This is a genomic window from Microvirga sp. P4_A5 (genome assembly GCF_056402495.1).
Window position 1 is genome coordinate 13,666 of sequence record NZ_JBFUHH010000020.1, and the last position, 21,868, is coordinate 35,533.

Annotated in this window: 25 protein-coding genes and 1 riboswitch; of the genes, 17 read left to right on the top strand and 8 right to left on the bottom strand. The window is 64.5% G+C overall.

What is annotated here, in order from left to right; genetic code table 11:
- The first annotated feature begins 180 nt into the window (after positions 1-180).
- The 6 genes from AC1DVM_RS08120 (at position 181) to AC1DVM_RS08145 (ending at position 3,517) form a co-directional block, all read left to right on the top strand.
- Positions 181-555 (top strand): AtpZ/AtpI family protein, encoded by a 375-nt coding sequence (locus AC1DVM_RS08120; RefSeq protein ID WP_477253547.1) that lies wholly within the window; start codon positions 181-183, stop codon positions 553-555.
- A gap of 61 nt (positions 556-616) precedes the next feature.
- Positions 617-1,345, top strand: coding sequence for a F0F1 ATP synthase subunit A (locus AC1DVM_RS08125; RefSeq protein ID WP_477253548.1), 729 nt, complete (start codon positions 617-619; stop codon positions 1,343-1,345).
- A 58-nt stretch (positions 1,346-1,403) separates the two neighbouring features.
- Entirely contained in the window at positions 1,404-1,628 is a 225-nt protein-coding gene (locus tag AC1DVM_RS08130; RefSeq protein ID WP_150949349.1) for a F0F1 ATP synthase subunit C, read from the top strand.
- Between the two features lie 121 nt (positions 1,629-1,749).
- Positions 1,750-2,298 carry a F0F1 ATP synthase subunit B family protein gene (locus tag AC1DVM_RS08135; RefSeq protein WP_477253550.1) on the top strand — a complete coding sequence of 183 codons (549 nt, stop codon included), beginning with the start codon at positions 1,750-1,752 and terminating at the stop codon, positions 2,296-2,298.
- A gap of 10 nt (positions 2,299-2,308) precedes the next feature.
- The gene (locus AC1DVM_RS08140; RefSeq protein WP_477253552.1) at positions 2,309-2,794 is read left to right on the top strand and encodes a F0F1 ATP synthase subunit B family protein; all 486 of its coding nucleotides are present in this window, start codon (positions 2,309-2,311) and stop codon (positions 2,792-2,794) included.
- A gap of 66 nt (positions 2,795-2,860) precedes the next feature.
- Positions 2,861-3,517, top strand: a complete 657-nt coding sequence (locus tag AC1DVM_RS08145; RefSeq protein WP_477253554.1) for an HAD family hydrolase — start codon at positions 2,861-2,863, stop codon at positions 3,515-3,517.
- A 326-nt stretch (positions 3,518-3,843) separates the two neighbouring features.
- Here the strand turns inward: AC1DVM_RS08145 and gcvPB are convergent, their stop codons facing one another.
- From gcvPB to gcvT, 5 genes are read right to left on the bottom strand one after another with little or no spacing between them, the layout of a single operon-like run.
- On the bottom strand, positions 3,844-5,412 hold the full coding sequence (gene gcvPB / locus AC1DVM_RS08150; protein WP_477253555.1) for an aminomethyl-transferring glycine dehydrogenase subunit GcvPB: 1,569 nt from the start codon (positions 5,410-5,412) through the stop codon (positions 3,844-3,846).
- Positions 5,412-6,752, bottom strand: coding sequence for an aminomethyl-transferring glycine dehydrogenase subunit GcvPA (gcvPA, locus tag AC1DVM_RS08155; RefSeq protein ID WP_477253557.1), 1,341 nt, complete (start codon positions 6,750-6,752; stop codon positions 5,412-5,414). The genes gcvPB and gcvPA overlap by 1 nt, the downstream gene beginning before the upstream one ends.
- A 21-nt stretch (positions 6,753-6,773) precedes the next feature.
- Positions 6,774-7,247, bottom strand: a complete 474-nt coding sequence (locus tag AC1DVM_RS08160; protein ID WP_477253559.1) for an OsmC family protein — start codon at positions 7,245-7,247, stop codon at positions 6,774-6,776.
- Between the two features lie 13 nt (positions 7,248-7,260).
- Positions 7,261-7,635: a glycine cleavage system protein GcvH gene (gcvH, locus tag AC1DVM_RS08165; protein WP_477253561.1), complete on the bottom strand. Its 375-nt coding sequence runs from the start codon at positions 7,633-7,635 to the stop codon at positions 7,261-7,263.
- Positions 7,636-7,654: 19 nt separating this feature from the next.
- A complete protein-coding gene (gcvT, locus tag AC1DVM_RS08170) occupies positions 7,655-8,803 on the bottom strand; it encodes a glycine cleavage system aminomethyltransferase GcvT (protein ID WP_477253562.1) in 1,149 nt (382 codons plus the stop codon).
- Positions 8,804-8,966: 163 nt separating this feature from the next.
- A riboswitch (glycine riboswitch) is annotated at positions 8,967-9,057 on the bottom strand.
- A 169-nt stretch (positions 9,058-9,226) separates the two neighbouring features.
- On the opposite strand from gcvT, the gene AC1DVM_RS08175 reads away from it, so the two are divergent.
- A complete protein-coding gene (locus tag AC1DVM_RS08175; RefSeq protein ID WP_477253564.1) occupies positions 9,227-10,534 on the top strand; it encodes a hemolysin family protein in 1,308 nt (435 codons plus the stop codon).
- Between the two features lie 18 nt (positions 10,535-10,552).
- Here the strand turns inward: AC1DVM_RS08175 and AC1DVM_RS08180 are convergent, their stop codons facing one another.
- On the bottom strand, positions 10,553-11,143 hold the full coding sequence (locus AC1DVM_RS08180) for a hypothetical protein (RefSeq protein ID WP_477253566.1): 591 nt from the start codon (positions 11,141-11,143) through the stop codon (positions 10,553-10,555).
- Positions 11,144-11,179: 36 nt separating this feature from the next.
- Complete coding sequence (locus tag AC1DVM_RS08185; RefSeq protein ID WP_477253609.1) at positions 11,180-11,632, bottom strand: invasion associated locus B family protein; 453 nt, start codon at positions 11,630-11,632, stop codon at positions 11,180-11,182.
- A 392-nt stretch (positions 11,633-12,024) separates the two neighbouring features.
- Here AC1DVM_RS08185 and coxB point away from each other — a divergent pair, with 392 nt between their 5' ends.
- From coxB to AC1DVM_RS08225, 8 genes are all read left to right on the top strand, one after another.
- The gene (gene coxB, locus AC1DVM_RS08190) at positions 12,025-12,882 is read left to right on the top strand and encodes a cytochrome c oxidase subunit II (protein ID WP_477253568.1); all 858 of its coding nucleotides are present in this window, start codon (positions 12,025-12,027) and stop codon (positions 12,880-12,882) included.
- 30 nt (positions 12,883-12,912) lie between these two features.
- Positions 12,913-14,532 (top strand): cytochrome c oxidase subunit I, encoded by a 1,620-nt coding sequence (gene ctaD / locus AC1DVM_RS08195; RefSeq protein ID WP_477253570.1) that lies wholly within the window; start codon positions 12,913-12,915, stop codon positions 14,530-14,532.
- A 156-nt stretch (positions 14,533-14,688) separates the two neighbouring features.
- A complete protein-coding gene (locus tag AC1DVM_RS08200; RefSeq protein ID WP_477253610.1) occupies positions 14,689-15,624 on the top strand; it encodes a heme o synthase in 936 nt (311 codons plus the stop codon).
- Positions 15,625-15,628: 4 nt separating this feature from the next.
- Positions 15,629-15,790, top strand: a complete 162-nt coding sequence (locus tag AC1DVM_RS08205; protein ID WP_477253572.1) for a hypothetical protein — start codon at positions 15,629-15,631, stop codon at positions 15,788-15,790.
- A 7-nt stretch (positions 15,791-15,797) separates the two neighbouring features.
- Entirely contained in the window at positions 15,798-16,391 is a 594-nt protein-coding gene (locus tag AC1DVM_RS08210) for a cytochrome c oxidase assembly protein (RefSeq protein ID WP_477253574.1), read from the top strand.
- A gap of 93 nt (positions 16,392-16,484) precedes the next feature.
- Positions 16,485-17,348: a cytochrome c oxidase subunit 3 gene (locus AC1DVM_RS08215; protein WP_477253576.1), complete on the top strand. Its 864-nt coding sequence runs from the start codon at positions 16,485-16,487 to the stop codon at positions 17,346-17,348.
- Between the two features lie 175 nt (positions 17,349-17,523).
- On the top strand, positions 17,524-17,895 hold the full coding sequence (locus AC1DVM_RS08220) for a DUF983 domain-containing protein (protein ID WP_477253578.1): 372 nt from the start codon (positions 17,524-17,526) through the stop codon (positions 17,893-17,895).
- 41 nt (positions 17,896-17,936) lie between these two features.
- Entirely contained in the window at positions 17,937-18,674 is a 738-nt protein-coding gene (locus AC1DVM_RS08225) for an SURF1 family protein (protein WP_477253612.1), read from the top strand.
- On the opposite strand, the gene AC1DVM_RS08230 is transcribed toward AC1DVM_RS08225, so the two are convergent.
- Entirely contained in the window at positions 18,639-18,992 is a 354-nt protein-coding gene (locus AC1DVM_RS08230; RefSeq protein WP_477253580.1) for a hypothetical protein, read from the bottom strand. The genes AC1DVM_RS08225 and AC1DVM_RS08230 overlap by 36 nt on opposite strands.
- A gap of 160 nt (positions 18,993-19,152) precedes the next feature.
- On the opposite strand from AC1DVM_RS08230, the gene thrC reads away from it, so the two are divergent.
- A complete protein-coding gene (gene thrC, locus AC1DVM_RS08235; protein WP_477253581.1) occupies positions 19,153-20,568 on the top strand; it encodes a threonine synthase in 1,416 nt (471 codons plus the stop codon).
- Positions 20,565-21,848: a M16 family metallopeptidase gene (locus AC1DVM_RS08240; protein WP_477253583.1), complete on the top strand. Its 1,284-nt coding sequence runs from the start codon at positions 20,565-20,567 to the stop codon at positions 21,846-21,848. The genes thrC and AC1DVM_RS08240 overlap by 4 nt, the downstream gene beginning before the upstream one ends.
- Positions 21,849-21,868 lie beyond the last annotated feature (20 nt).

Below are 21,868 nucleotides of genomic sequence, written 5' to 3' on the forward strand. Positions count from 1 at the left end.
CAAAATGCGCGCGGCATTCCTGCAAAGCCGCGAGCGAACCTCTATTTTTAGAGGTTTTTCAAATACTTAAAGCTTTCCCGCGCTGCCTTGACAGGGGGGACCCCCGCTCATATGTTGCGCGCGGCTTTCGGGGCCAGGCCGGAAGACCTTTTCGCGCACTGCTTTGACGGGGAGAACGCCATGGCGGATCCAACGAAGCGGGGCGATGAAAGCGGTCAGAGGCAGGGCAGCTCCGGCGATGCCGATCTTTCAGCGAGACTGAAGTCCCTCGATGCACGGCTCGAACAAGTGGCCGGGCAGAGCCGGGAGACTAAGGAAACGCAAACCCGCAAGACGTCGGATTCGAATGCGCTCGGCCAGGCTTTGAGGCTTTCGGCGGAGTTCATTTCCGGAGTGGCCGCGGGGGGAATCATCGGGTTCATCGTCGACCGGCTGTTCGGAACGTCCCCATGGGGGCTCGTCGTCTGYATCATCCTGGGGTTCTGCGCCGGGATGCTCAATCTGTTCAGGGCTGCCGGGATGGTGAAACCCGCGCGACCGGACGAGAAGCAGTAAACGGGCTCCTGAAGTCAGACGACCTTGTGACTTACGGCAACAGCGAAGCGAAGAGTGGATCATGGCGAGCCCGATCGAACAATTCCAGATCAAGCCCATCATTCCTGCCATTGGATTCACCAACTCGTCCCTGTTCATGGTCGGCGCGGCGGCGCTGATCGTCGGCGGCCTGATGTTCGCGAGCCGCAAGCGCGCCGTCGTTCCCGGCCGCTCGCAATCGATCGCCGAGATGTTGCACGAATTCGTCGCCGGCACGCTGAAGGATGCGACCGGCGCGGAGGGCATGAAGTTCTTCCCGCTCGTGTTCTCGCTGTTCATGTTCGTCTTGACCGCGAACCTGCTCGGGATGATTCCCGGCTTCTTCACGGTGACGAGTCACGTCATCGTCACCTTCGCGCTCGCCCTGCTGGTGATCAGCACCATCGTGATCTACGGCTTCATGAAGCACGGCACGCATTTCCTCGGGCTGTTCGTGCCCTCCGGCGTTCCCGGCTGGCTCTTGCCCTTCATCGTGGTGATCGAGATCATCTCGTTCCTGTCCCGTCCCATTTCGCTGAGCCTGCGTCTCTTCGCCAACATGCTGGCCGGACACATCGCGCTCAAAGTTTTCGCTGGATTCGTTGTTTCGCTCCTCGCAGCGGGCGGCGCCTTCGCGTTTCTCGCTCCGCTCCCGCTTCTCATGGCGGTTGCGCTCATGGCGTTCGAATTCCTCGTCGCCTTTCTGCAGGCCTACGTCTTCACGGTGTTGACCTGCATCTACCTGAACGACGCGCTGCACCCAGGTCACTAGGTCCGCGCCGAGTTACACCCTGCCTTCCCGGCTAACACCCCTATCCAAGGAGATCACGATGGATCCGGTTGCTTTCAAATACCTCGGCGCGGGCCTTGCCTGCATCGGCATGGGCCTCGCCGCTATGGGCGTGGGCAACATCTTCGGTAACTTCCTCTCGGGCGCCCTGCGCAACCCGTCGGCTGCCGACGGTCAGTTCGCGCGCGCGTTCATCGGCGCGGCGCTCGCAGAAGGTCTCGGCATCTTCTGTCTCGTCGTCGCTCTCGTTCTGCTGTTCACCTAATTTTGAATCGGTGACCGGGAAGGCAAGGCACTTTCGTGTTTTGCCTTGAATACGGTGGCGGCGGATCTTCCGCCGTCATTCGATTTTTTCAAAGACCTCCATCCGTGACAGGATCGGCTCCATGGCTCAGGCACAAACCACGCACGCGACAACCGAGGCCCATGGGGGCGCTCACGAAGATATCGGCTTTCCGCCGCTGAAGACGGAAACCTTTGCCGGCCAGCTCGTCTGGCTCGCTATCACCTTCGTGCTGCTCTACGTCCTGCTTTCGCGGATGGTCCTGCCTCGCCTGGGCGGTATCCTCGAACACCGCCGCTCGACGATCGCCAAGGATCTCGACGACGCGGCCGCCATGAAACAAAGGGCAGAGGACGCCGGCGCCGCCTACGAGAAGGCTCTCGCCGAAGCGCGCTCCCGCGCACAAGTTCTCGCGCAGGAAACCCGCTCGAAGCTTGCGGCCGAATCGGATGCCAAGCGCAAGGTGCTCGAAGCCGATCTCGGCAAGCGCCTCGCCGAAGCCGAAGCCGTCATCGCCGCCAAGAAGACGCAGGCGATGGGCAATGTCCGCGGCATCGCCTCCGACATCTCGATTGCCATCGTCGAACGTCTGACCGGCAAGGCACCGAGTGCCCAGACGATCGAAGACGCTCTCGACAACGTGAAAGCCTGAGGAGTTTACGATGTTCGCCAGCGCAGAATTTTGGGTTGCCGTCGCGTTCTTCATCTTCTGGGGCGTGATGTTCTATTACGGCGTGCCGGGCAAGCTCGTGGAATCGCTCGACCGCCGCGGCAAGCGCATTGCCGATGAGCTTTCCGAGGCCAAGCGCCTGCGTCAGGACGCCGAGGCCCTGTTGAAGGAATTCGAGCAGAAGCGCGGCGCGGCCGAACGCGAGGCCGCCGAGATCGTTTCTCTCGCCCGCGAAGAGGCCGAACGCCTCGCCCGCGAGGCGCAGGAAAAGATCGCCGATTTCGTGAAGCGCCGCACCGCATCGGCCGAGGCGAAGATCGCCCAAGCCGAAACGCAGGCCACCGCCGAAGTGCGCGCCGCCGCGGTCGATGCCGCCGTCAAGGCCTCGGAGCGCGTTCTGCGCGACGAACTCAAAGGCCCCGCCGCCACGTCGCTCCTCGAGCGCAGCCTCGGCGACGTGCGCGCGAAACTGCAATAGAACCCGCCTCTAGGCGGTTCGCATCAAGGCCGCCCCGAGGCGGCCTTTTTCTTTTCGGGAGACGCCATGCTGGTCATTTTCGATTGCGACGGCGTGCTGGTGGATTCCGAGGCGCTTGCCTGCCAGGTCGACGCGGACGTTCTGACGTCCCTCGGCATCGCCTATACGCGCGACGAAATCATCAACCAGTTCGTGGGCGTGAGCCTGAAGGACATGATGGCGCAGATCGAGCGGGAACACGAACGAACCCTGCCGGCCGATTTCGCCGACACCTTGAACCGCACCCTGTTCGCCCGCTTCGAGCGCGAGCTGCGGCCCATCGAAGGAGTCCGCGACGCGATCCTCGCCCTCCCCCATCGCCGCTGCGTCGCCTCATCCTCGCTGCCTGAGCGCATCGCCTTCTCGCTGCGCCTGACCGGGCTCGACGACCTCTTCGAGCATGTGTTCAGCGCCAGCGAAGTACGGCGCGGAAAGCCCACGCCGGATCTGTTTCTGCATGTGGCGGAGCGGATGGGATCGAGCGCCGATGGCTGCGTCGTCATCGAGGATTCGATCGCGGGCGTGCAAGCGGCACGAGCTGCCGGCATGAAAGTCGTTGGCTTTGCGGGCGGCGGCCATTGCGGGCCGGGGCATGTCGACAGGCTGAAGGCGGCTGGTGCGCTGAGCGTCATAGACCGGATGGCGGAACTTCCGGAAACATTGCGCGCCCTCACCTCTCCCTGAGGGCGAGGTCGAGCGAAGCGAGGGTGAGGGTTTTCACCGGAAAGCGCACTCCCCTCACCCGGACCTGCGGTCCGACCTCTCCCCRCGGGAGAGGTGAAGGGTGCTGATCGTCATCGASGGATGGCGGAGCTTCCGCAGMCRTTGCCCGCCCWCACCTCTCCCTGAGGGAGAGGTCGAGCGAAGCGAGGGTGAGGGTTTTGCCTTCTCCGGAAAGCGCRCTCCCCTCACCCGGACCTCSGGTCCGACCTCTCCCCGCGGGAGAGGTGATGGGTGCAGAAATGGCCGGCACGAACCCGGCCATCACACGGTCCACGACCGTTGAAAGTTCACTCGGCCGCCTCCGCCAGCGGCGCCGGCTTTGTCCATTTGAGCACCGGAGTGCGCGCCGCGCGGGTCTCGTCGAGGCGGCGGCGGGGGGCGTGGTAGGGTGCGCCCGAGAAGCGGTCCGTCTCCCCGGCCTTCGCCGACATGGCGAGGTCGCGAAGCGCCGCGATGAACAGATCGAGCGAGGCTTTCGATTCCGATTCCGTCGGTTCGATCAGCATCGCGCCATGGACCACGAGGGGGAAATACATCGTCATCGGATGATAGCCCTCGTCGATCATCGCCTTGGCGAAATCGAGCGTGGTGACGCCGGTATCCTTGAGCCACGTGTCGTCGAACAGCACCTCGTGCATGCACGGCTTGTCGCCGAAGGGCTGCGAGAACAGATCCGACAGGCTGGCGCGGATGTAGTTGGCGTTGAGCACCGCATCCTCGGAGGCCTGCTTCATGCCGTCGGACCCGTGCGACAGCATGTAGGTCAGCGCGCGCACATACATGCCCATCTGGCCGTGAAACGCCGTCATGCGGCCGAAGGGCTGCTCGGCCGCATCCTTCGCCTCCTCGACCAGCGTTAGCACGCCGTCCTTCGCGGTGATGAACGGCACCGGCGCGAAGGGTGCGAGGCGCGCGGAGAGCACCACCGGACCCGAGCCGGGGCCGCCGCCGCCATGGGGCGTCGAGAAGGTCTTGTGCAGGTTGATGTGCATGGCGTCGATGCCGAGATCGCCGGGCCGCGCCTTGCCTACGATGGCGTTGAAATTGGCGCCGTCGCAATAGAAATACGCGCCCGCATCGTGGATCGCCTTGGCGATCTCGATGACCTGGTTTTCGAACAGACCGCAGGTATTGGGGTTCGTCAGCATAATGGCCGCCACATCGGGGCCGATCAGCTTCTTCACGTCGTCCACATGCACCCAGCCGTCGTCGCGCGCCGGCACGGGACGCACGTTGAAACCGATGAGCGCGGCGGTCGCCGGATTGGTGCCGTGCGCCGAATCGGGCACGAGCACCACGTTGCGGGTTTTTCCTTCGCCCTTCGCGTCGATGGCGGCCTTGATGGCCATCATGCCGCAAAGCTCGCCATGGGCACCGGCTTTCGGCGACAGCGCCACCGTCGTGGTGTTGGTGAGCGTCACCAGATAGCGCGACAGCTCGTCCATCACCTCGAGCGCACCGCGCACGGTGGAGATTGGCTGCAGCGGATGCACGTCGGAGAAGCCGGGTAGCCGCGCCATGCGCTCGTTGAGACGCGCATTATGCTTCATGGTGCAGGAGCCGAGCGGAAACAGGCCCGTATCGATGCCGTAATTCATCTGGCTCAGGCGCACGTAGTGGCGCATCGCCTCCGGCTCGGAGAGGCCCGGCAGGCCGATCGCATCCTTGCGCTCCATGCCGCCGAGACGGGGCGTGAACGCGTCCGGCTCGTCGAGATCGACGCCGGTGGTTTCATGATGGCCGATCTCGAAGATCAACGGCTCGATCTGCGCCAGCGCCTTGTTGCCGGTGAAGGTCGGGTGGGCGCTGGTGCCGGATTTTCCAGCCGCGGTAGGACGTCCCTGACGGTTCAGCATCACAGAACCTCCTGCAAGGCGGCAACGAAGGCCGCGCGATCATCGTCGGTGTTCACTTCGGTGGATGCGACCAGCAGCAGATTGCCGAGGCCGGCATCGGGCAGCAGGCGCGAGACGGGAACGCCCGCGAGCACGCCCTTCTCCGCAAGGCGCTCGACGATTTCCGCTGCGGGCTTGGCGAGCTTCACGGTGAATTCGTTGAAGAACGTCTTGTTCAAAACCTCGACGCCCTTCACGGCGGCAAGTCGATCGGCGAGCTTCACGGCGTTCGCATGGTTGATGCGCGCGAGGTGCTTCAGGCCCGCCTCGCCGAGCAGCGTCATGTGAATGGTGAAGGCGAGGCAGCACAGGCCCGAATTGGTGCAGATATTCGACGTGGCCTTGTCGCGGCGGATATGCTGCTCGCGAGTGGAGAGCGTCAGCACGAAGCCGCGATTGCCGTCCGCGTCCACCGTCTCGCCGCAGAGGCGACCGGGCATCTGGCGGACATATTTCGATTGCGTGGCGAAGAGACCCACATACGGACCGCCGAAATTCAGCGCGTTGCCGATCGACTGGCCCTCGCCGACCACGATATCGGCGCCCATCGCGCCGGGGGATTGCAGAAGGCCCAGCGACACGACCTCGGTGAACACCGCGATCAGCAGCGCGCCATGCTGGTGCGCCTTGTCGGCGATGGCTTTCAGGTCGCGCACATTGCCGAACACGTCCGGCGTCTGCACCACCACGCACGACACGCTGTCGTCGATGCTGGCGAGAATGTCCTCGGTGGCGCCGACATCGGGCGCCAACGCCACGACCTCGTCGCTCGCCATCTTCGACAGGGTCTTGACCACATCGACGTAATGCGGATGCAACCCGCCCGAGAGCACCGCCTTGCGCCGCTTGGTGACGCGATGCGCCATCAGCACCGCCTCCCCGGTTCCGGTGGAGCCGTCATACATGGAGGCGTTCGCCACATCCATGCCGGTGAGCGCCGCAACTTGCGTCTGGAACTCGAACAGATATTGCAGCGTGYCTTGCGCGATTTCCGGCTGGTAGGGCGTGTAGCTGGTCAGGAACTCCGAGCGCTGGATCAGGTGATCGACGGTCGCCGGGACGTGATGCTTGTAGGCGCCAGCGCCGACGAAGAACGGCACGGAGGAAGCCGGCACGTTCTTTGCCGCCATGCGCGACATGATGCGCTCGACTTCCAACTCGCCCTTGCGGCGCGGCAGATCGACCGGCGCCTTCAGCAGTGCGTGATTGGGGATGTCGGCAAACAGATCGTCGACGTGTTTGACGCCGATGCGGGCGAGCATCTCGCCACGATCAGTGTCGGTAAGGGGAAGATAGCGCATCGCCCAATGACCTCAAAAAAGTTAGTGCGAGGGAATGCCCTTCACCACGATTTCCGTGAGCACGGAATTCGCGATGAAGCATTCCTGGTGAGACAGATGATGAATTTCGGCGAGTTGCTCGTTCGTCGGAACTCGGTCGCCTGAAAATGCGATGGTCGGATCGAGGGTGATCCTCGACACGAAGAGCTTGCCGTTCGCGTTCTTCGTCATGACGCCGACAGCGTTGTCCTCGTATCGGTCGACAACGAAGCGCTTCTTGCCCGCGATGGCCAGGAAGGTCAGCATGTGGCAGCTCGAGACCGCCGCAACGAAGGCCTCTTCCGGATCGACCGCCTCGGCGCGCGACAGCGGCAACGGCACGACCGAAGGTGAGGCCGACGCCGCGACCTCGATGCCGCCATCGAAGCGCCACACATGACCACGGCTGTAGCGGCCATCGGAGAAAACCTCCCCGTTGCGCGTCCAGCTTACCGTTGCGGTGTATTCGTGCGACATGCGGCCTGCGACCTCAGGAGATCGACTTCACGAATTCTTGGTACTGTTCTTCGGTCATGAGCGCATCGAGCTCGCCTGCGTCCGCGACCTTCAGTTTCAGGAACCAGCCCCGACCGGCCGGGTCTTCGTTGACGGTGCCGGGGGTCGATTCCAGCTCGCCATTCACCGCGACCACTTCGCCCGAAACCGGCGCGTAGATTTCGCTCGCGGCCTTCACGCTCTCGACCACCGCGGCCTCGGCGCCCTTGTTGAGAACCTTGCCGACGCTCGGCAGCTCCACATAGACGACATCGCCCAGCTGCGCCTGTGCGTAGTCGGAGATCCCGATGACGGCGGTATCGCCCTCGAGGCGGATATATTCGTGATCTTTGGTGTAGCGCGTTGTCATGTTCTGGTTCCCTTGATGTTCAGCGCTTGTAGCGGTGCGGTGCGAAAGGCATGGCGGCGACTCTTGCCGGGATCGGCTTGCCGCGAACGACGAGATGAAGATCTGTTCCCACGGCCGAGACGTCCTTCGAGACGTAACCCATGGCGACGGGACCGTTGATTGTGGGGCCGAAGCCGCCCGACGTCACGATGCCGACTTCGCGGCCATCCGTCGTCGTGATGGTCGCGCCTTCGCGCGCCGGCGCCCGTCCCTCGGGCTTCAGACCCACGCGCACTCGCGATGGACCGTCCTTGATCTCGCGCTGGATGCGGGCCGCGCCCGGAAATCCGCCTTCCTCGCGGCGGCGCTTCTGGATCGACCAGATCAGGCCGGCCTCAACGGGAGACGTGGTGGTGTCGATGTCATGGCCGTAGAGGCAGAGCCCTGCTTCGAGGCGCAGGGAATCGCGTGCGCCAAGGCCGATGGCCTTGACCTCGGGATCGCCGAGAAACGCCCGCCACAAGGCCGCCGCCTTGTCGACCTTGACGGAAATTTCGTAGCCGTCTTCGCCCGTATAGCCCGAGCGCGAAACATGGCAATCGAATCCCGCCACTTTCATGGTGCGCGCGGCCATGAAGGTCATGTCGACGGCCTCCGGCGCAAGCTTCGACATCACCTCGACGGCCTTGGGGCCCTGAAGGGCCATGAGCGCGCGATCGTCGGCGCGCGTCAGCGTCACGCCCTTCGGAAGCCGTGCGCCGATATGGGCGTAATCCGCATCCTTCATGGAGGCGTTGACGACCAGCATCAGGGTTCCGGCATCGGCCTCGTTCGCGGAACGGCTCACCATGAGGTCGTCGAGAATGCAGCCGGTCTCGTCCAGAAGCTGCGAATAGCGCTGCTGTCCGGGCTTGAGGTTGAGGATATCGGCCGGAACGAGCGCCTCGAGGGCGCGCGCCACCGTCTCGTGGCTCCCATCGACGGCGGTGAGAAACGCCTGGCCCATATGCGAGACGTCGAACAGGCCGGCATGATCGCGGGTCCAGTTGTGCTCGGTCATGATTCCGGTGGGGTACTGGACCGGCATGTCGTAGCCGGCGAACGGCACCATGCGGGCGCCCAGCGCCACGTGCTCGGCGTGCAGCGGGGTCTGAAGCAGCGTCTCGTCGGCGTGGACTGGCTCGGCCATGGATTTCCCTCAAAAGGCGCGCGTTCGACGGGTCTCCGAAGACCCGCGTCTCACGCCCCCTCTGTCCCATGACCTGAGAGATTTCCCTTCGGCGCCCGGAAGCGAAAAAGGTTACGCCCTTCGGTGGGCGACGTCGCGAAACGTCACCGCTTTCCAGAGTGCCAGCTCCCCAGCGGTCCTTTTGCCTGAGCGTTTCCGGGGCGGTTGCGCCTTCGGCGCCGGGCTCGAAGCCCGGTCTCTTCCGCGGGGATCAGCGGCYGATCAACCTCTGGCGAGGAATCCGGGTTCTGTCAATCGAGCAGGCGGCCCACAGCGCCCGTACCACTTCACAATTGACGCCCCCATTCCCAAGCCCCATGCTAAAAGGCCTATTCACAGAAGGGGAGAAACGCGGCCTGATGCGGTCGGCAGCTCCTGAGATCGTTGTTCGAACTCATCATCGCTATCTGCCTGATCGCCCTCAACGGCGTCTTTGCCCTGTCTGAGCTTGCTGTCGTTTCCGCCCGCCGTCCCCGTCTCAAAGCCATGGCCCAGAAAGGCCGTCCGGGCGCCAGGATCGCCCTGAAGCTGATGGAGGATTCGGGGCGGTTTCTCTCCACCGTCCAGATCGGCATCACCCTCGTGGGCATCCTGGCCGGCGCCTTCTCGGGCGCCGCCCTCGGCGCGCGGCTGACGGTGATCCTCGCCGAAAACGGCGTTCCGCAAGGGGTGGCCGAGCCCCTTGGGTTCGGCATCGTCATCGGCCTCATCACGTTCTTTTCCATCGTGATCGGCGAATTGGTGCCCAAGCAATTCGCCCTCCGCCATCCGGAGGGCGTGGCCTGCGCGGTGGCGCCCCTGATGCTGTTGATCTCCAAGGTCGCGGCGCCGGCGATCTGGCTCCTCAATACGTCGACCCGGGTGATCTTCCGGTTGTTCGGGGGGAGCTCGGAAGGCGACAATACGGTCACTGAAGAAGAGATCAGGATGCTCGTCGGCGAGGCCGAGAGCGCGGGCGTGATCGAAGAGGAGGAGCGCCGCATGATCGGCGGCGTGCTGCGCCTCGGCGACCGGCAGGTCCGCGCCCTCATGACGCCCCGGACCAACGTGGACTGGATCGACCTTGCGGACGATGCGGACGCGATTCGAGATCTTCTCGTCACGACGCCCCATTCCCGCCTGCCCGTCAGCGAGGGCGACGCCGACAACATGATCGGCGTGGTGCAGTCACGGGAGCTGCTGGCGGCGATCCTCAGCGGCGAGACGCTGGACGTGCGCAAGTACGTGCGAGTCGCCCCCGTCATTCCCGACACGCTCTATGCCCTCGACGCCCTGTCGCTCCTGCGCGACGCCGAGGTGCCGATGGCCCTGGTCCACGACGAATACGGCCATTTCGAAGGGGTGGTGACGCCCGCGGATGCTCTGGAATCCATCGTCGGCGTGTTCCGCTCCGACGCCGAAACGCCCGAACCGGACGCCGTGCGCCGGGAGGACGGATCATGGCTCCTCGCAGGCTCCATGCCGGTGGACGAGATGGAGGAGATCATCGGGGTGTCGCTGCCCGACGGCCGGACCTACCACACGGTCGGCGGCCTGGTGATCAGCGAGTTGCAGCATCTTCCCGTGGAAGGCGAGCACGTGGACGCGTTCGGCTGGCGGTTCGAGGTGATCGACCTCGACGGTCGGCGGATCGACAAGATCCTGGCCTCTTCGCTGGTACAGCGCGCCGGGGCGGCGCCGCACCCGCATTAGCGGGATCGGTCTCCCGGCTCAGCCGCGCGTGCGACGGCGGGGCGCGGCGTTGCCGCTTCCGAGGCTCACCTCGATCTCGAAGACGCTGGCGTCCCGCGCCGGAACGACGATGCCTTCCTCGACGAACGCGAAGCTCCCCTGCGTATCGCCCGGCGGAACGACGACGTTCAGGCGGCGCGACCGGCTGGCGATCGTGGTGGATCCGCTCTTCACCAGAATATGGACCGGCACGTCATAGCGCCCCGGCGATCCGCCGACGCCGAGGAGAGCGCGGCCCTCGACCCCCACGCGCACGAGGGTGGTGCCGTCCGGACTGCCGACGCATTCCCGGGCAATCTGGCCAAGCGCGATCTGGCTGCGGAGCGCGCCGCCGTCTCCGGTCCGCCCGCCGGCGAAGGATTGCATCGAGGCACCGCCTTCGGGGATGTCGACCGACGGGCAATAGACGTCCTCGATGGAAGTCTTGGCAGGCGGCGGCACCGTCGGGCCTGCCAGCAGCAGCGCGTTGCCGAGGCTGGACCCGCCTTCTCCGGGCGCACCGCAGCCCGCAAGGGCCGATACACCGAGCACGGCCAGCGCCAAACCTGCCTTGCGGCTCAATCCACCCATGACGTCCCCCAAACCCTCTGACGAATAACGATGACCTTACGGCAGCGCGTCGAACCCGGTGGCGAAGCCGTTCAGCGAGACCGGAATTCCGATGCCTTCTTCGGGCGTCTGGAACACGATGAAGGTGGCGGTCTGGCCGGACTTCATCTGGTTGATCAGGTTGTCCTCCATCACCACTTCGGCGACGCAGCCGGTCGTCAGGCAGCGCACGAATCCGGCGCGCCCGATATCGGTCTGATCGATCTTCAGGCCAAGTCCCGACGGCAACAGGATACCAAGCGGCGCCACGATGCGCAGGAGCCGGCTTTTGCCATCCGCAGTTTTCAACACGATTATCACGAGCGTGATATTGGGCCGGTCTTCGGCCGCCACGTTCTGGACGAGAGCGCATTGCTCGCTCGTGGCGCCCGCCGGCGTCTCGCAGCGCATCTGCCAATCGCCGAACGTATTCTTGACCATTCCCTGCGCGCTGGCGCTCCCGCCCGCCATCGCGGCGGACAACCCCACCAGCGCGGCCGATGCGGCGCGAATCCATCGTGTTCTGCCCACAGGGCACCTCCGTTATCGAGCCCCGGCGGATCGACCCCCGAGGCAGCGGCTCAAAACGCCGAACCGATCCATGTTTCGACCGTTCGGACCATGGCTGGGGCGGCGATGTCAAGCTGGAGCCGCATCCCTTCGCGCCGAAATGGGCTTTTGGCCGTTATGACGCATAAATTGCGACGCTTGCACCGTTGCGCTCCTGCGCGTCCTGTGGTCATAGACGCTGGACGAAGGTGATGGCGCAGGCTGGGCACCGCTTTTTGCGCGCGCTTGTCCCGTCCGTCCCAATGGTTTCGTGGCCGATCTCGGTCACTCTATCTAGGAGCTTTGGTACACCGATGCGGATCGAGACGTCAGGACTTCGATCGGCGATCCCCCTCCTCACGGCGGCGGTCGCATTTGTGTCAGGCATCAGTGCGGCGTCGGCCGGCACTGGCGCGCCGACCCCCTGGGAAATGGGAATGCAGGGCATGGTGACCGAAGTCGGTCGCGATATGTCCAATTTCCACACTTGGCTGGTCTGGCTCATCGCAGCCATCTGCGTGTTCGTGCTGGCTCTGATCATCATCATCGCCGTGCGCTTCAACGAGGCGAAGAATCCGGTTCCCTCCAGGACGACCCACCATACGTGGCTGGAAGTGGCCTGGACCATCGTCCCGGTCCTGATCCTCATCGCCATCTCGATCCCCTCCTTCCGGCTGCTCCGCCTGCAGCTCATCATCCCGCCGGCCGACGTGGTCGTGAAGACGACCGGCTATTCCTGGTACTGGGGCTATGAATACGCAGCCGACCAGGGCGGCGGGTTCAAGTTCGATTCGAACATGGTCGACGCCAAGGACCTGAAGCCCGGCCAGCCACGCCTCCTGACCGTCGACAACGAGATGGTCGTGCCGGTGAACAAGGTCGTGAAGGTCCAGGTCACCGCGGCCGACGTGCTTCATTCCTTCACCATCCCCTCCTTCGGCATCAAGGTCGACGCCGTCCCCGGGCGCCTGAACGAAACCTGGTTCCGGGCCGAGGTGGAGGGCGTGTATCATGGCCAGTGCTCCGAGCTTTGCGGCAACGGACACCCCTACATGCCGATTACCGTCCGGGTCGTCAGCGAGCAGCAATATGCCGCTTGGCTAACCGAGGCGAAGCAGAAGTATGCTTCGCAGGACGGCTCCGCCCCGTTCAAGCTCGCCACCGCACAGTAATTCCCAAAGAAGGACCACAGAGGTCTCATCATGGCACACGCAGCTGACGCCGCTCACGCGGATCACCACGATCACGTCCCGACCTTCTGGCGCCGGTGGTTCATGTCGACGAACCACAAGGACATCGGCACGCTCTACTTCCTGTTCGGCTTCATGGCCGGCATCGTCGGCGGCGCCCTGTCGATCGCCATGCGGCTGGAACTGCAGCAGCCGGGCCTGCAATTCTTCTCGAACCCGCAATCCTTCAACGTCATCGTGACCGGCCACGGCCTCATCATGGTGTTCTTCATGGTGATGCCCACCCTGATCGGCGGGTTCGGCAACTGGTTCGTGCCCTTGATGATCGGAGCGCCCGACATGGCGTTTCCGCGGATGAACAACATCTCGTTCTGGCTGCTCGTGGCGGCCTGGGTGCTGCTGCTCTGCTCGCTGTTCGTGGAGGGCGCTCCCGGCTCGCTCGGCTTCGGCGGCGGCTGGACGGTCTATCCGCCGCTCTCGGTCACCGGCCATCCCGGCCCGGCGCTCGATTTCGGCATCCTGGCGCTCCACCTCGCGGGTGCGTCCTCGATCCTCGGCGCCATCAACTTCATCACCACCATCCTCAACATGCGCGCTCCCGGCATGACGCTGCACAAGATGCCGCTCTTCGCCTGGTCGATGCTGGTGACGGCGTTCCTGCTGCTTCTGTCGCTCCCGGTTCTCGCCGGCGCGATCACCATGCTGCTGACGGATCGCAACTTCGGCACCACCTTCTTCGATCCGTCGGGCGGTGGCGATCCGATCCTCTACCAGCACCTGTTCTGGTTCTTCGGTCACCCCGAAGTGTACATCATGATCCTGCCGGCCTTCGGCATCGTCAGCCACATCATCTCGACATTCTCCAAGAAGCCGATCTTCGGCTATCTCGGCATGGCCTACGCCATGGTGGCGATCGGCGTCGTCGGCTTCGTCGTGTGGGCTCACCACATGTTCACGGTCGGCCTGTCCCTCCAGACCCAGGCGTATTTCGTCTTTGCCACCATGGTGATCGCGGTGCCCACCGGCATCAAGATCTTCTCGTGGATCGCAACCATGTGGGGCGGCTCGATCCGCTTCACCGCCGCGATGCTGTGGGCGGTAGGTTTCGTGTTCCTGTTCACGGTCGGCGGCGTGACCGGCGTCGTGCTGGCGAATGCGGGCGTCGACCGCTACATGCACGACACCTATTACGTCGTGGCGCATTTCCACTACGTGCTGTCGCTCGGCGCCGTCTTCATCATCTTCGCCGGCATGTACTACTGGTTCCCGAAGATCACCGGCTACATGATGCCGGAATGGATCGGCAAGACGCATTTCTGGATCGCCTTCATCGGCTCCAACCTGCTGTTCTTCCCGATGCACTTCCTCGGCCTGTCGGGCATGCCGCGCCGCTATGCGGACTATCCGGATGCCTTCGCGGGCTGGAACATGGTGTCGTCGATCGGCTCCTACATCTTTGCCGTGGGCGTTCTCCTCTTCGCCTTCGGCGTCGTCTACGCCTTTAAACGCAAGGAGAAGGCGGCTGGAAATCCGTGGGGAGAGGGTGCGACCACCCTCGAATGGACCCTGCCCTCCCCGCCGCCGTTCCACCAGTTCGAGACCCTGCCGCGCATCGCCGACACGGGACACTAGCCACAATCGGACGGGCGGCATCCGCCGCCCGCTCCTTCCCGGAGGGTTTTGGGGAAAGCCCGAAATCTTCCGGCAAGGAGTTGATAGCGAGAAGCAGAGGGCCAGTTGCCCGGCCCGCTTCGAAAGATCACCATGATGACCATTGCAACCAACACAATGACCGACGATTCCCAAGAAACCCCTGCGACCGCGGGGATTTCGAAAGGAGAGGTGTCGGATTACTTCGCCCTCCTGAAACCCCGGGTGATGTTCCTTGTGGTGTTCACGGCCCTGGTCGGCATGATCGTCGTCCATCCCGACGTGAATCCGGTCGTTGCCTTCGCGTCGCTCCTGATGATCGCCATCGGCGCCGGCGGGTCCGGCTGTTTGAACATGTGGTGGGACGCGGATATCGACGCCATCATGGTCCGCACCCGCAAGCGGCCCATTCCTGCCGGCCGCATCGCCCCCGGCGAGGCGCTCGCTTTCGGCATGACCCTGTCGGTCGGTTCCGTGATCGTGCTCGGTCTGGTCAGCAACGTGCTGGCCGCCGGTCTTCTGGCCTTCACGATCTTCTTCTACGCGGTGATCTATTCCATGTGGCTCAAGCGCTCGACGCCGCAGAACATCGTCATCGGCGGCGCAGCCGGCGCTCTTCCGCCCATCGTCGCGCAGGCGGCGGTGGCAGGCCATGTGGGCTGGGAAAGCGTGATCCTCTTCGCCATCATCTTCATCTGGACGCCGCCCCATTTCTGGGCTCTTGCGCTGGTTAAATCGAGCGATTACGAGCGGGCCGGCATTCCGATGATGCCCAATGTGGCGGGTCCCGATTCGACCCGGCGGCAGATCCTTGCCTACACCGTGCTTCTCGCCCCGCTCGGCCTCGCGCCGGTGGCGTACGGTTTCGGCGGCATCGCCTACGCGATCATCGCGACCATCGGCGGCCTCGGCATGCTGGCGCTCGCCGTGCAGGTCTACCGGCTTCGGCAGGGCGAGCCGGCGATGCGGGTGGCGCAGCAGCTTTTCGCGTTCTCGATCCTCTACCTGTTCGTGCTCTTCGCGACGCTTCTGGCCGAGCATGCGCTGGGGTTCTTCCGGCCGGTTTTCGGGTGACCCGATGACGACACCATCCCCCCGTGCCCGTCTGAGCCCCGAAGAGCAGAAGCGCCGCCGCAAGCGGTCCCTCGCTCTCGCGCTGACGCTGGGCGCTCTCGTGCTTCTGTTCTACGTGGTGACGATCGCAAAGCTCGGTCCCGGCGTTCTGCAGCGTCCGATGTGAGGTGGTGATGGCAGGTCCAGGCAACATCCAACGCAGCAACCGCAAGGTCGTGGTCGCCTGCGCGGGCATGGCCCTCGGCATGATCGGCCTCGCCTACGCGTCGGTGCCGCTCTACGACCTGTTCTGCAAGGTCACCGGGTTCAACGGCACCCCGATCCAGCGGGCGGACAACGCCTCCGACGTGATCGACCGGACCATCTCGGTTCGGTTCGACGCCAACGTCGTGCCGGGCCTGAACTGGGCATTCACGCCCGAGGTGCCCGAGGTGAAGGTCAAGCTCGGCGAGACGACGACGGTTCTCTACCGCGTCATGAATCGCGGCACGAAGCCCACCACCGGCATCGCCACCTATAACGTGCAGCCGGACCTCGCCGGCTCCTATTTCTCCAAACTCGAGTGCTTCTGCTTCACCGAACAGACCCTCAAGCCGGGAGAAACCCTCGAATCCGCCGTCGTCTTCTATGTCGATCCTCGCATTGTCGAGGATTCGGACATCAAGGACATTTCCTCCATCACCCTTTCGTACACCTACTTCCCCTCCAAGGGCGGGAAGCCGGTTGCCGAAGCCCCCTCAACCGCAACCACACCGATCGTTCAATAACGGCGTGACAAGCTGGGCGGAAACGTCCTAGAGCATGTCCGGAAACTGGCAGCTCTCAAGCGATCACTCCTTCGGAGCACGGAGACGACAAGAATGGCCGAGGCCCACGCGAAACATCACGATTACCACCTTGTGGATCCGAGCCCGTGGCCGCTTATCGGTTCGATCAGCGCGTTTCTGATGGCCTCGGGATTCGTCGTCTGGTGGAAGGGCATGGCGATTGCCGGCACGCATCCGGGCGCGTTCATCTTCGGCGCAGGCATCATCGGCGTGTTGTTCACCATGTTCAGCTGGTGGAGCGACGTGATCGCCGAGGCCAATAGCGGCGAATTCCACTCCCGCGTCGTCCAGCTTCACCACCGCTACGGCATGATGCTGTTCATCGCCTCCGAGGTGATGTTCTTTGTGGCGTGGTTCTGGGCCTATTTCGACGCCGCCCTCTATCCCAACGACCCGATGCAATATGCGCGGGTCGAGACACTCGGCGGCGTCTGGCCGCCCAAGGGCATCGAGACCTTCGATCCCTGGCACCTGCCGCTGCTCAACACCCTCATCCTGCTGACCTCCGGCACCACCGTCACCTGGGCGCACCACGCGCTGCTCGAGGGCGACCGCAAGGGCGTCAAGGTCGGCCTGTGGCTCACCATCATCCTGGGCCTCGTGTTCAGCTGCGTCCAGGCGATCGAGTACAGCCACGCCGGTTTCGGCTTCAAGGGCAACATCTACGGCGCCACCTTCTTCATGGCGACGGGCTTCCACGGCGCGCACGTGATCATCGGCACGATCTTCCTGATCGTCTGCCTGCTGCGCACCTATCGGGGCGATTTCACGCCACGGCAGCATCTCGGCTTCGAGTTCGCCGCCTGGTACTGGCATTTCGTGGACGTGGTCTGGCTGTTCCTGTTCGCCGCCATCTACGTGTGGGGCTACGGTGGGCCGGTCGCCGGCGGGCACTAGGCGCCCTTTCATCACGAGCATTCGGGGGGCGGCGACAAGCCGCCCTTCTCATTTGCAGATTGCCGTTTATGTGAAGCGTGAATCTCGCGCTTTCGTGTCGGCGCCGGATGTCTTCGTTGCTGAGCTTTCGCGGCCCCCGGTTCGGCGGCCGCCAAGTCTCCGGAGTTCCAAACACGTGCCCCATGATCGTTCCGCGGCTGCGCCGATCCTCACCGGTCTCAAGGGGCTGTGCCCCCGCTGCGGGAAAGGCCACGTCTTCACCGGCTTCCTGACGCTGCGGCCGAATTGCGAGGTCTGCGGTCTCGATCTCTCCTTCGCGGATACCGGCGACGGCCCGGCCTTCTTCGTCATGTCGATCGTCGGCATCTCGGTGGTCGGCCTCGCCCTCTKGGTGGAATTCACCTATGAGCCGCCGATCTGGCTTCACATGGTCATGTGGTTCGCCCTCACGGGAATTCTCAGTCTGGCCCTCGTGCGGCCCCTCAAGGGCGTCCTCACGGCGCTGCAATACCACCACAAGGCCGAAGAAGGCCGTTTCGAGAAGTGACCGTTCCCGTGTCCCGCTGGCGCTCCCTGATCGTCCCGTCGATGGCCGCGCTCGTTGCGCTGGCGATCCTCATCGGACTTGGAACCTGGCAGCTTCAGCGCAAGGCCTGGAAGGAAGACCTCGTCACCCGCATCGAGGCCCGCGCCTACGGGGAGGCCGGCGAAATCGTGCCGYCGGCCGGCTGGGGCGCCTGGAACCAGGCGGAGGACGAGTTCCGCAAGGTCCGAATTCGGGGCACCTTCCTCCACCAGTTCGAAACCCCGGTCTATGGGCTGGCGCCGGGCCAGCGCGGATCGCCCCTGCAGGGCTATTTCCTGATGACGCCGTTGCGAATGGACAACGGCGCCATCGTAATGGTCAATCGCGGCATCGTCCCGACCGCGCTTCGCGAACCCGCCGCGCGGCCGGAGAGCCAACCGGCCGGCCTCGTGACGGTGATGGGCCTCGTGCGCGCGCCCCAGGAGCGCAATTCCTTCACGCCRAACGACGATCCCGCGCGCAAGGAATGGTTCACGCTCGATCCCCAGGCGATCGGCCGTGCGAACGGGCTGGAGCGCGTTGCTCCCTTTTATGTGGCGGCGGATGCGACGCCCGGTCCCGGCGGATGGCCCAAGGGTGGCCAGACCGATCTCACCCTTCCCAACAACCACCTGCAGTATGCGTTCACGTGGTTCGGGATCGCCCTCACGCTCATCGGCGTCTACGGGGCATTCGCGTGGCGCAAGCTGAGACGCCCGGAATCGCTAGAGCTGGAACAGGGCGAAAAAGCCGAAACCTAGGATCACCAACCCGGCGCTGACGATCTTCGCCACGTGGAGATAATTCAGGAGATTGGCCGATCGGGCCTGGTCTTCGGCCCGCTCCGCCCTGGACATCGCCTGGCGCGCCCGGAACTGCTCCGCATAGAGCGACGTGGTCATGTTTCCGCTCRTCGCGCCGTCTTTTTCGATTTCGATCCGCTGAGCCATGACGCCGATCAGCAGCCCGAGGATTCCGAGACCGAGAAAGCCCACGAGGGCAAACATCACGGCCGTCAGAAGCGCCAGGCTTCCGATGAGAAAGGGCAGAAGGATCCAGTCGAGCCGTGTCATCTTCATGGGATTTCTCCCTGCCGTCCGGACCCACCTTGGGCCGCCTCCACGCCGAGGGCAACTCCCATGCCGGCCTCTCCGGCCTTCCGTTTGCGATCCGTCGCCCTTAGCGCTTGTCCTCTCCGGCCCCGGCTCATAATGTCCRCCAAATTTCAGGAGATCTGACGTGCTCCATGTCTCGACCCGGGGCGAAGCCCCCGCGCTCGGTTTCGCCGATGCCCTCCTCGCCGGTCTGGCGCGGGACGGCGGCCTCTACCTGCCCGAGAGCTGGCCTGTTCTGTCCACGGAGACGATCCGGGGTTTTTCCGGCAAGTCCTATGCGGATGTGGCGAAAGCGGTGCTGGCGCCCCTCGTGGACGGCGACATTCCCGAGGCGGACTTGAACCGGATGATCGACGAGGCCTATGCGGGCTTCCGTCATCCGGCGACCTGCCCTCTCGTCCAACTCGACGACAACCTGTTCGTCCTGGAGCTTTTCCACGGTCCGACGCTCGCCTTCAAGGACGTGGCGATGCAGCTTCTCGGGCGGCTGATGGATTACGTGTTGCGGGCGCGAGGAACGCGCGCCACCATCGTCGGTGCGACCTCGGGCGATACCGGGAGCGCCGCGGTCGAAGCCTTCCGGGGCCTCGATCAGGTCGATATCTTCATCCTCTATCCGCATGGCCGCGTCTCGGACGTGCAGCGGCGTCAGATGACCACGGTGGCATCGCCGAACGTGCACGCGCTCGCCATCGAGGGCACGTTCGACGATTGCCAATCGATGGTGAAGGGCATGTTCAATCACGCCCGCTTTCGCGACGACCTGCACCTGTCGGGCGTCAATTCCATCAACTGGGCCCGGATCGCCGCGCAGGTGGTGTATTACTTCACCGCCGCCGTCGCTCTCGGGGCGCCCGACCGGCGCATCTCGTTCTCGGTCCCGACGGGCAATTTCGGCGATATCCTGGCGGGCTTTGTCGCCAAGCGCATGGGCCTCCCGATCGAGCGGCTGATGATCGGCACCAACGCCAACGACATCCTGGCCCGGACGCTGGCAACCGGAACTTACGAAATCAAGGGCGTCCAGCCCACCGACTCGCCTTCCATGGACATCCAGATCTCGTCCAATTTCGAGCGGCTGCTATTCGAGGCTTACGATCGGGATGCCGGCGCGGTGCGGGCTGCGATGGGGAGCCTCGCGCAATCGAAATCCTTCACACTCAAGGACGGGCCCTTGGGCCGGATCCGCGATGAATTTTCCGCTCTGGCGGTCAATGAGGCTGCCGTCGCCGGCGAAATGGCCGAGACGTGGCGGGAAACCGGCTATGTGCTCGATCCGCACAGCGCCGTGGGCACGAAGGCGGCTCGCGCCCTTCTGGAACGTCAACCGGGCGTCCCCGTCGTCGCTCTTTCCACGGCCCATCCGGCGAAATTCCCCGACGCGGTCGAGCGCGCGACGGGCCTGCGCCCCGCGCTCCCGCCGCACATGGCCGATCTCATGACGCGACCCGAGACCTTCACCGTGCTGCCGCACGACCAGACAACCGTCGAAACCTTCATTCGGGACCGCGCCCGGGCCGCATCGGGCATCGCCGCATGAGCGAGACCCTCGTCCAGGCCGGGCGCATCGAGATCACGCAGCTCGCCAACGGCCTCACGGTCGCCACCGAGCGCATGCCCGAAATCGCCACCGCGACGCTCGGAGTGTGGGTCGGAACCGGTTCGCGTCACGAGCAGGCCCACGAGCATGGGCTTTCGCATCTCATCGAACACATGGCGTTCAAGGGTACGTCGCGCCGCTCGGCCCGGCAGATCGCCGAGGACATCGAGAATGTGGGCGGCGACATCAACGCCGCCACCAGCGTCGAATATACGAGTTACACGGCCAGGGTGCTGGGCGAGAACGTGGATCTGGCCCTCGACGTGCTCGGCGACATCCTGATCCATTCGGTTTTCGACGCGGCGGAGCTTGCCCGCGAAAAGGGCGTCATCCTGCAGGAATACGCCGCCGTCGAAGATACGCCGGACGACCTCGTCTACGACGCCTTCATGGAATCCGCCTACGCGCGCCAGCCGATCGGTCGTCCCATCCTCGGCACGCCCGACACCATCAAGGCCTTCGACGAGGCCACCATCCGGGCGTTCCTCGCCCGCGAATACATCCCCGCCAAGATGGTGATCGCGGCGGCGGGCGACGTGGAGCATGCGCGGATCGTCGATTCGGCCGAGCGGCATTTCGGCGCCATGCCGGCGGTGCCCGAGCGGGAGCCGGAGCCGGGCCGCTATACGGGCGGCGAGCGGCGCATTTCCCGCAAGCTCGAACAGGCCAATATCGTCCTCGGCCTGCCCGGCCTCTCCTTTAAAGACCCCGGCTATTACGGCGCGCATCTGTTCGCCCATATCCTCGGCGGAGGCCTGACGTCGCGCCTCTGGCACGAGGTGCGCGAGACCCGGGGGCTCGCCTATTCGATCGACGCTTTCCACTGGCCCTTCTCGGATTGCGGCCTTTTCGGAATCGGCGCCGGTACCGCGGGCTCGGACGTTGCCGAACTGATGAAGGTGACGCTGGAATGCATGCGCGAGGCCGCCGACAACGTCACCGACGTCGAGATGGTCCGCGCCAAGGCGCAGATGAAGGTCGCCCTGCTCACGGCGCTCGAGACGCCGGGCGGACGAACCGAGCGTATCGCCCGCCAGCGCCTGTCCTGGGGGCGGCTGGTCCCCAGTGAGGAAATCGTCGCAAAGGTTGATGCCCTAACGGCAGAGCAGGTGCATGGCGCCGGCCGCTCGCTCCTGTCGGGCGCACCCACGATCGCCGCCATCGGCCCCATCAAGGGCCTGCCGTCGCTGGACAGGCTCGCGGCGGAGCTGCTTGCGTGACGGGGCAGAGAGCCGGTGGG

Excerpts from the sequence above, each read along its gene's own strand:
- AC1DVM_RS08125 (WP_477253548.1), top strand. The coding sequence starts at position 617 with ATGGCGAGCCCGATCGAACAATTCCAGATCAAGCCCATCATTCCTGCC.
- gcvH (WP_477253561.1), bottom strand. The coding sequence starts at position 7,635 with ATGACAACGCGCTACACCAAAGATCACGAATATATCCGCCTCGAGGGC.
- AC1DVM_RS08180 (WP_477253566.1), bottom strand. The coding sequence starts at position 11,143 with ATGGGTGGATTGAGCCGCAAGGCAGGTTTGGCGCTGGCCGTGCTCGGT.
- AC1DVM_RS08215 (WP_477253576.1), top strand. The coding sequence starts at position 16,485 with ATGGCCGAGGCCCACGCGAAACATCACGATTACCACCTTGTGGATCCG.
- AC1DVM_RS08135 (WP_477253550.1), top strand. The coding sequence starts at position 1,750 with ATGGCTCAGGCACAAACCACGCACGCGACAACCGAGGCCCATGGGGGC.
- AC1DVM_RS08130 (WP_150949349.1), top strand. The coding sequence starts at position 1,404 with ATGGATCCGGTTGCTTTCAAATACCTCGGCGCGGGCCTTGCCTGCATC.
- AC1DVM_RS08240 (WP_477253583.1), top strand. The coding sequence starts at position 20,565 with ATGAGCGAGACCCTCGTCCAGGCCGGGCGCATCGAGATCACGCAGCTC.
- AC1DVM_RS08160 (WP_477253559.1), bottom strand. The coding sequence starts at position 7,247 with ATGTCGCACGAATACACCGCAACGGTAAGCTGGACGCGCAACGGGGAG.
- AC1DVM_RS08205 (WP_477253572.1), top strand. The coding sequence starts at position 15,629 with ATGACGACACCATCCCCCCGTGCCCGTCTGAGCCCCGAAGAGCAGAAG.
- AC1DVM_RS08210 (WP_477253574.1), top strand. The coding sequence starts at position 15,798 with ATGGCAGGTCCAGGCAACATCCAACGCAGCAACCGCAAGGTCGTGGTC.
- gcvT (WP_477253562.1), bottom strand. The coding sequence starts at position 8,803 with ATGGCCGAGCCAGTCCACGCCGACGAGACGCTGCTTCAGACCCCGCTG.
- AC1DVM_RS08140 (WP_477253552.1), top strand. The coding sequence starts at position 2,309 with ATGTTCGCCAGCGCAGAATTTTGGGTTGCCGTCGCGTTCTTCATCTTC.
- gcvPB (WP_477253555.1), bottom strand. The coding sequence starts at position 5,412 with ATGCTGAACCGTCAGGGACGTCCTACCGCGGCTGGAAAATCCGGCACC.
- AC1DVM_RS08145 (WP_477253554.1), top strand. The coding sequence starts at position 2,861 with ATGCTGGTCATTTTCGATTGCGACGGCGTGCTGGTGGATTCCGAGGCG.
- AC1DVM_RS08185 (WP_477253609.1), bottom strand. The coding sequence starts at position 11,632 with ATGGCGGGCGGGAGCGCCAGCGCGCAGGGAATGGTCAAGAATACGTTC.
- ctaD (WP_477253570.1), top strand. The coding sequence starts at position 12,913 with ATGGCACACGCAGCTGACGCCGCTCACGCGGATCACCACGATCACGTC.
- AC1DVM_RS08200 (WP_477253610.1), top strand. The coding sequence starts at position 14,689 with ATGACCGACGATTCCCAAGAAACCCCTGCGACCGCGGGGATTTCGAAA.
- coxB (WP_477253568.1), top strand. The coding sequence starts at position 12,025 with ATGCGGATCGAGACGTCAGGACTTCGATCGGCGATCCCCCTCCTCACG.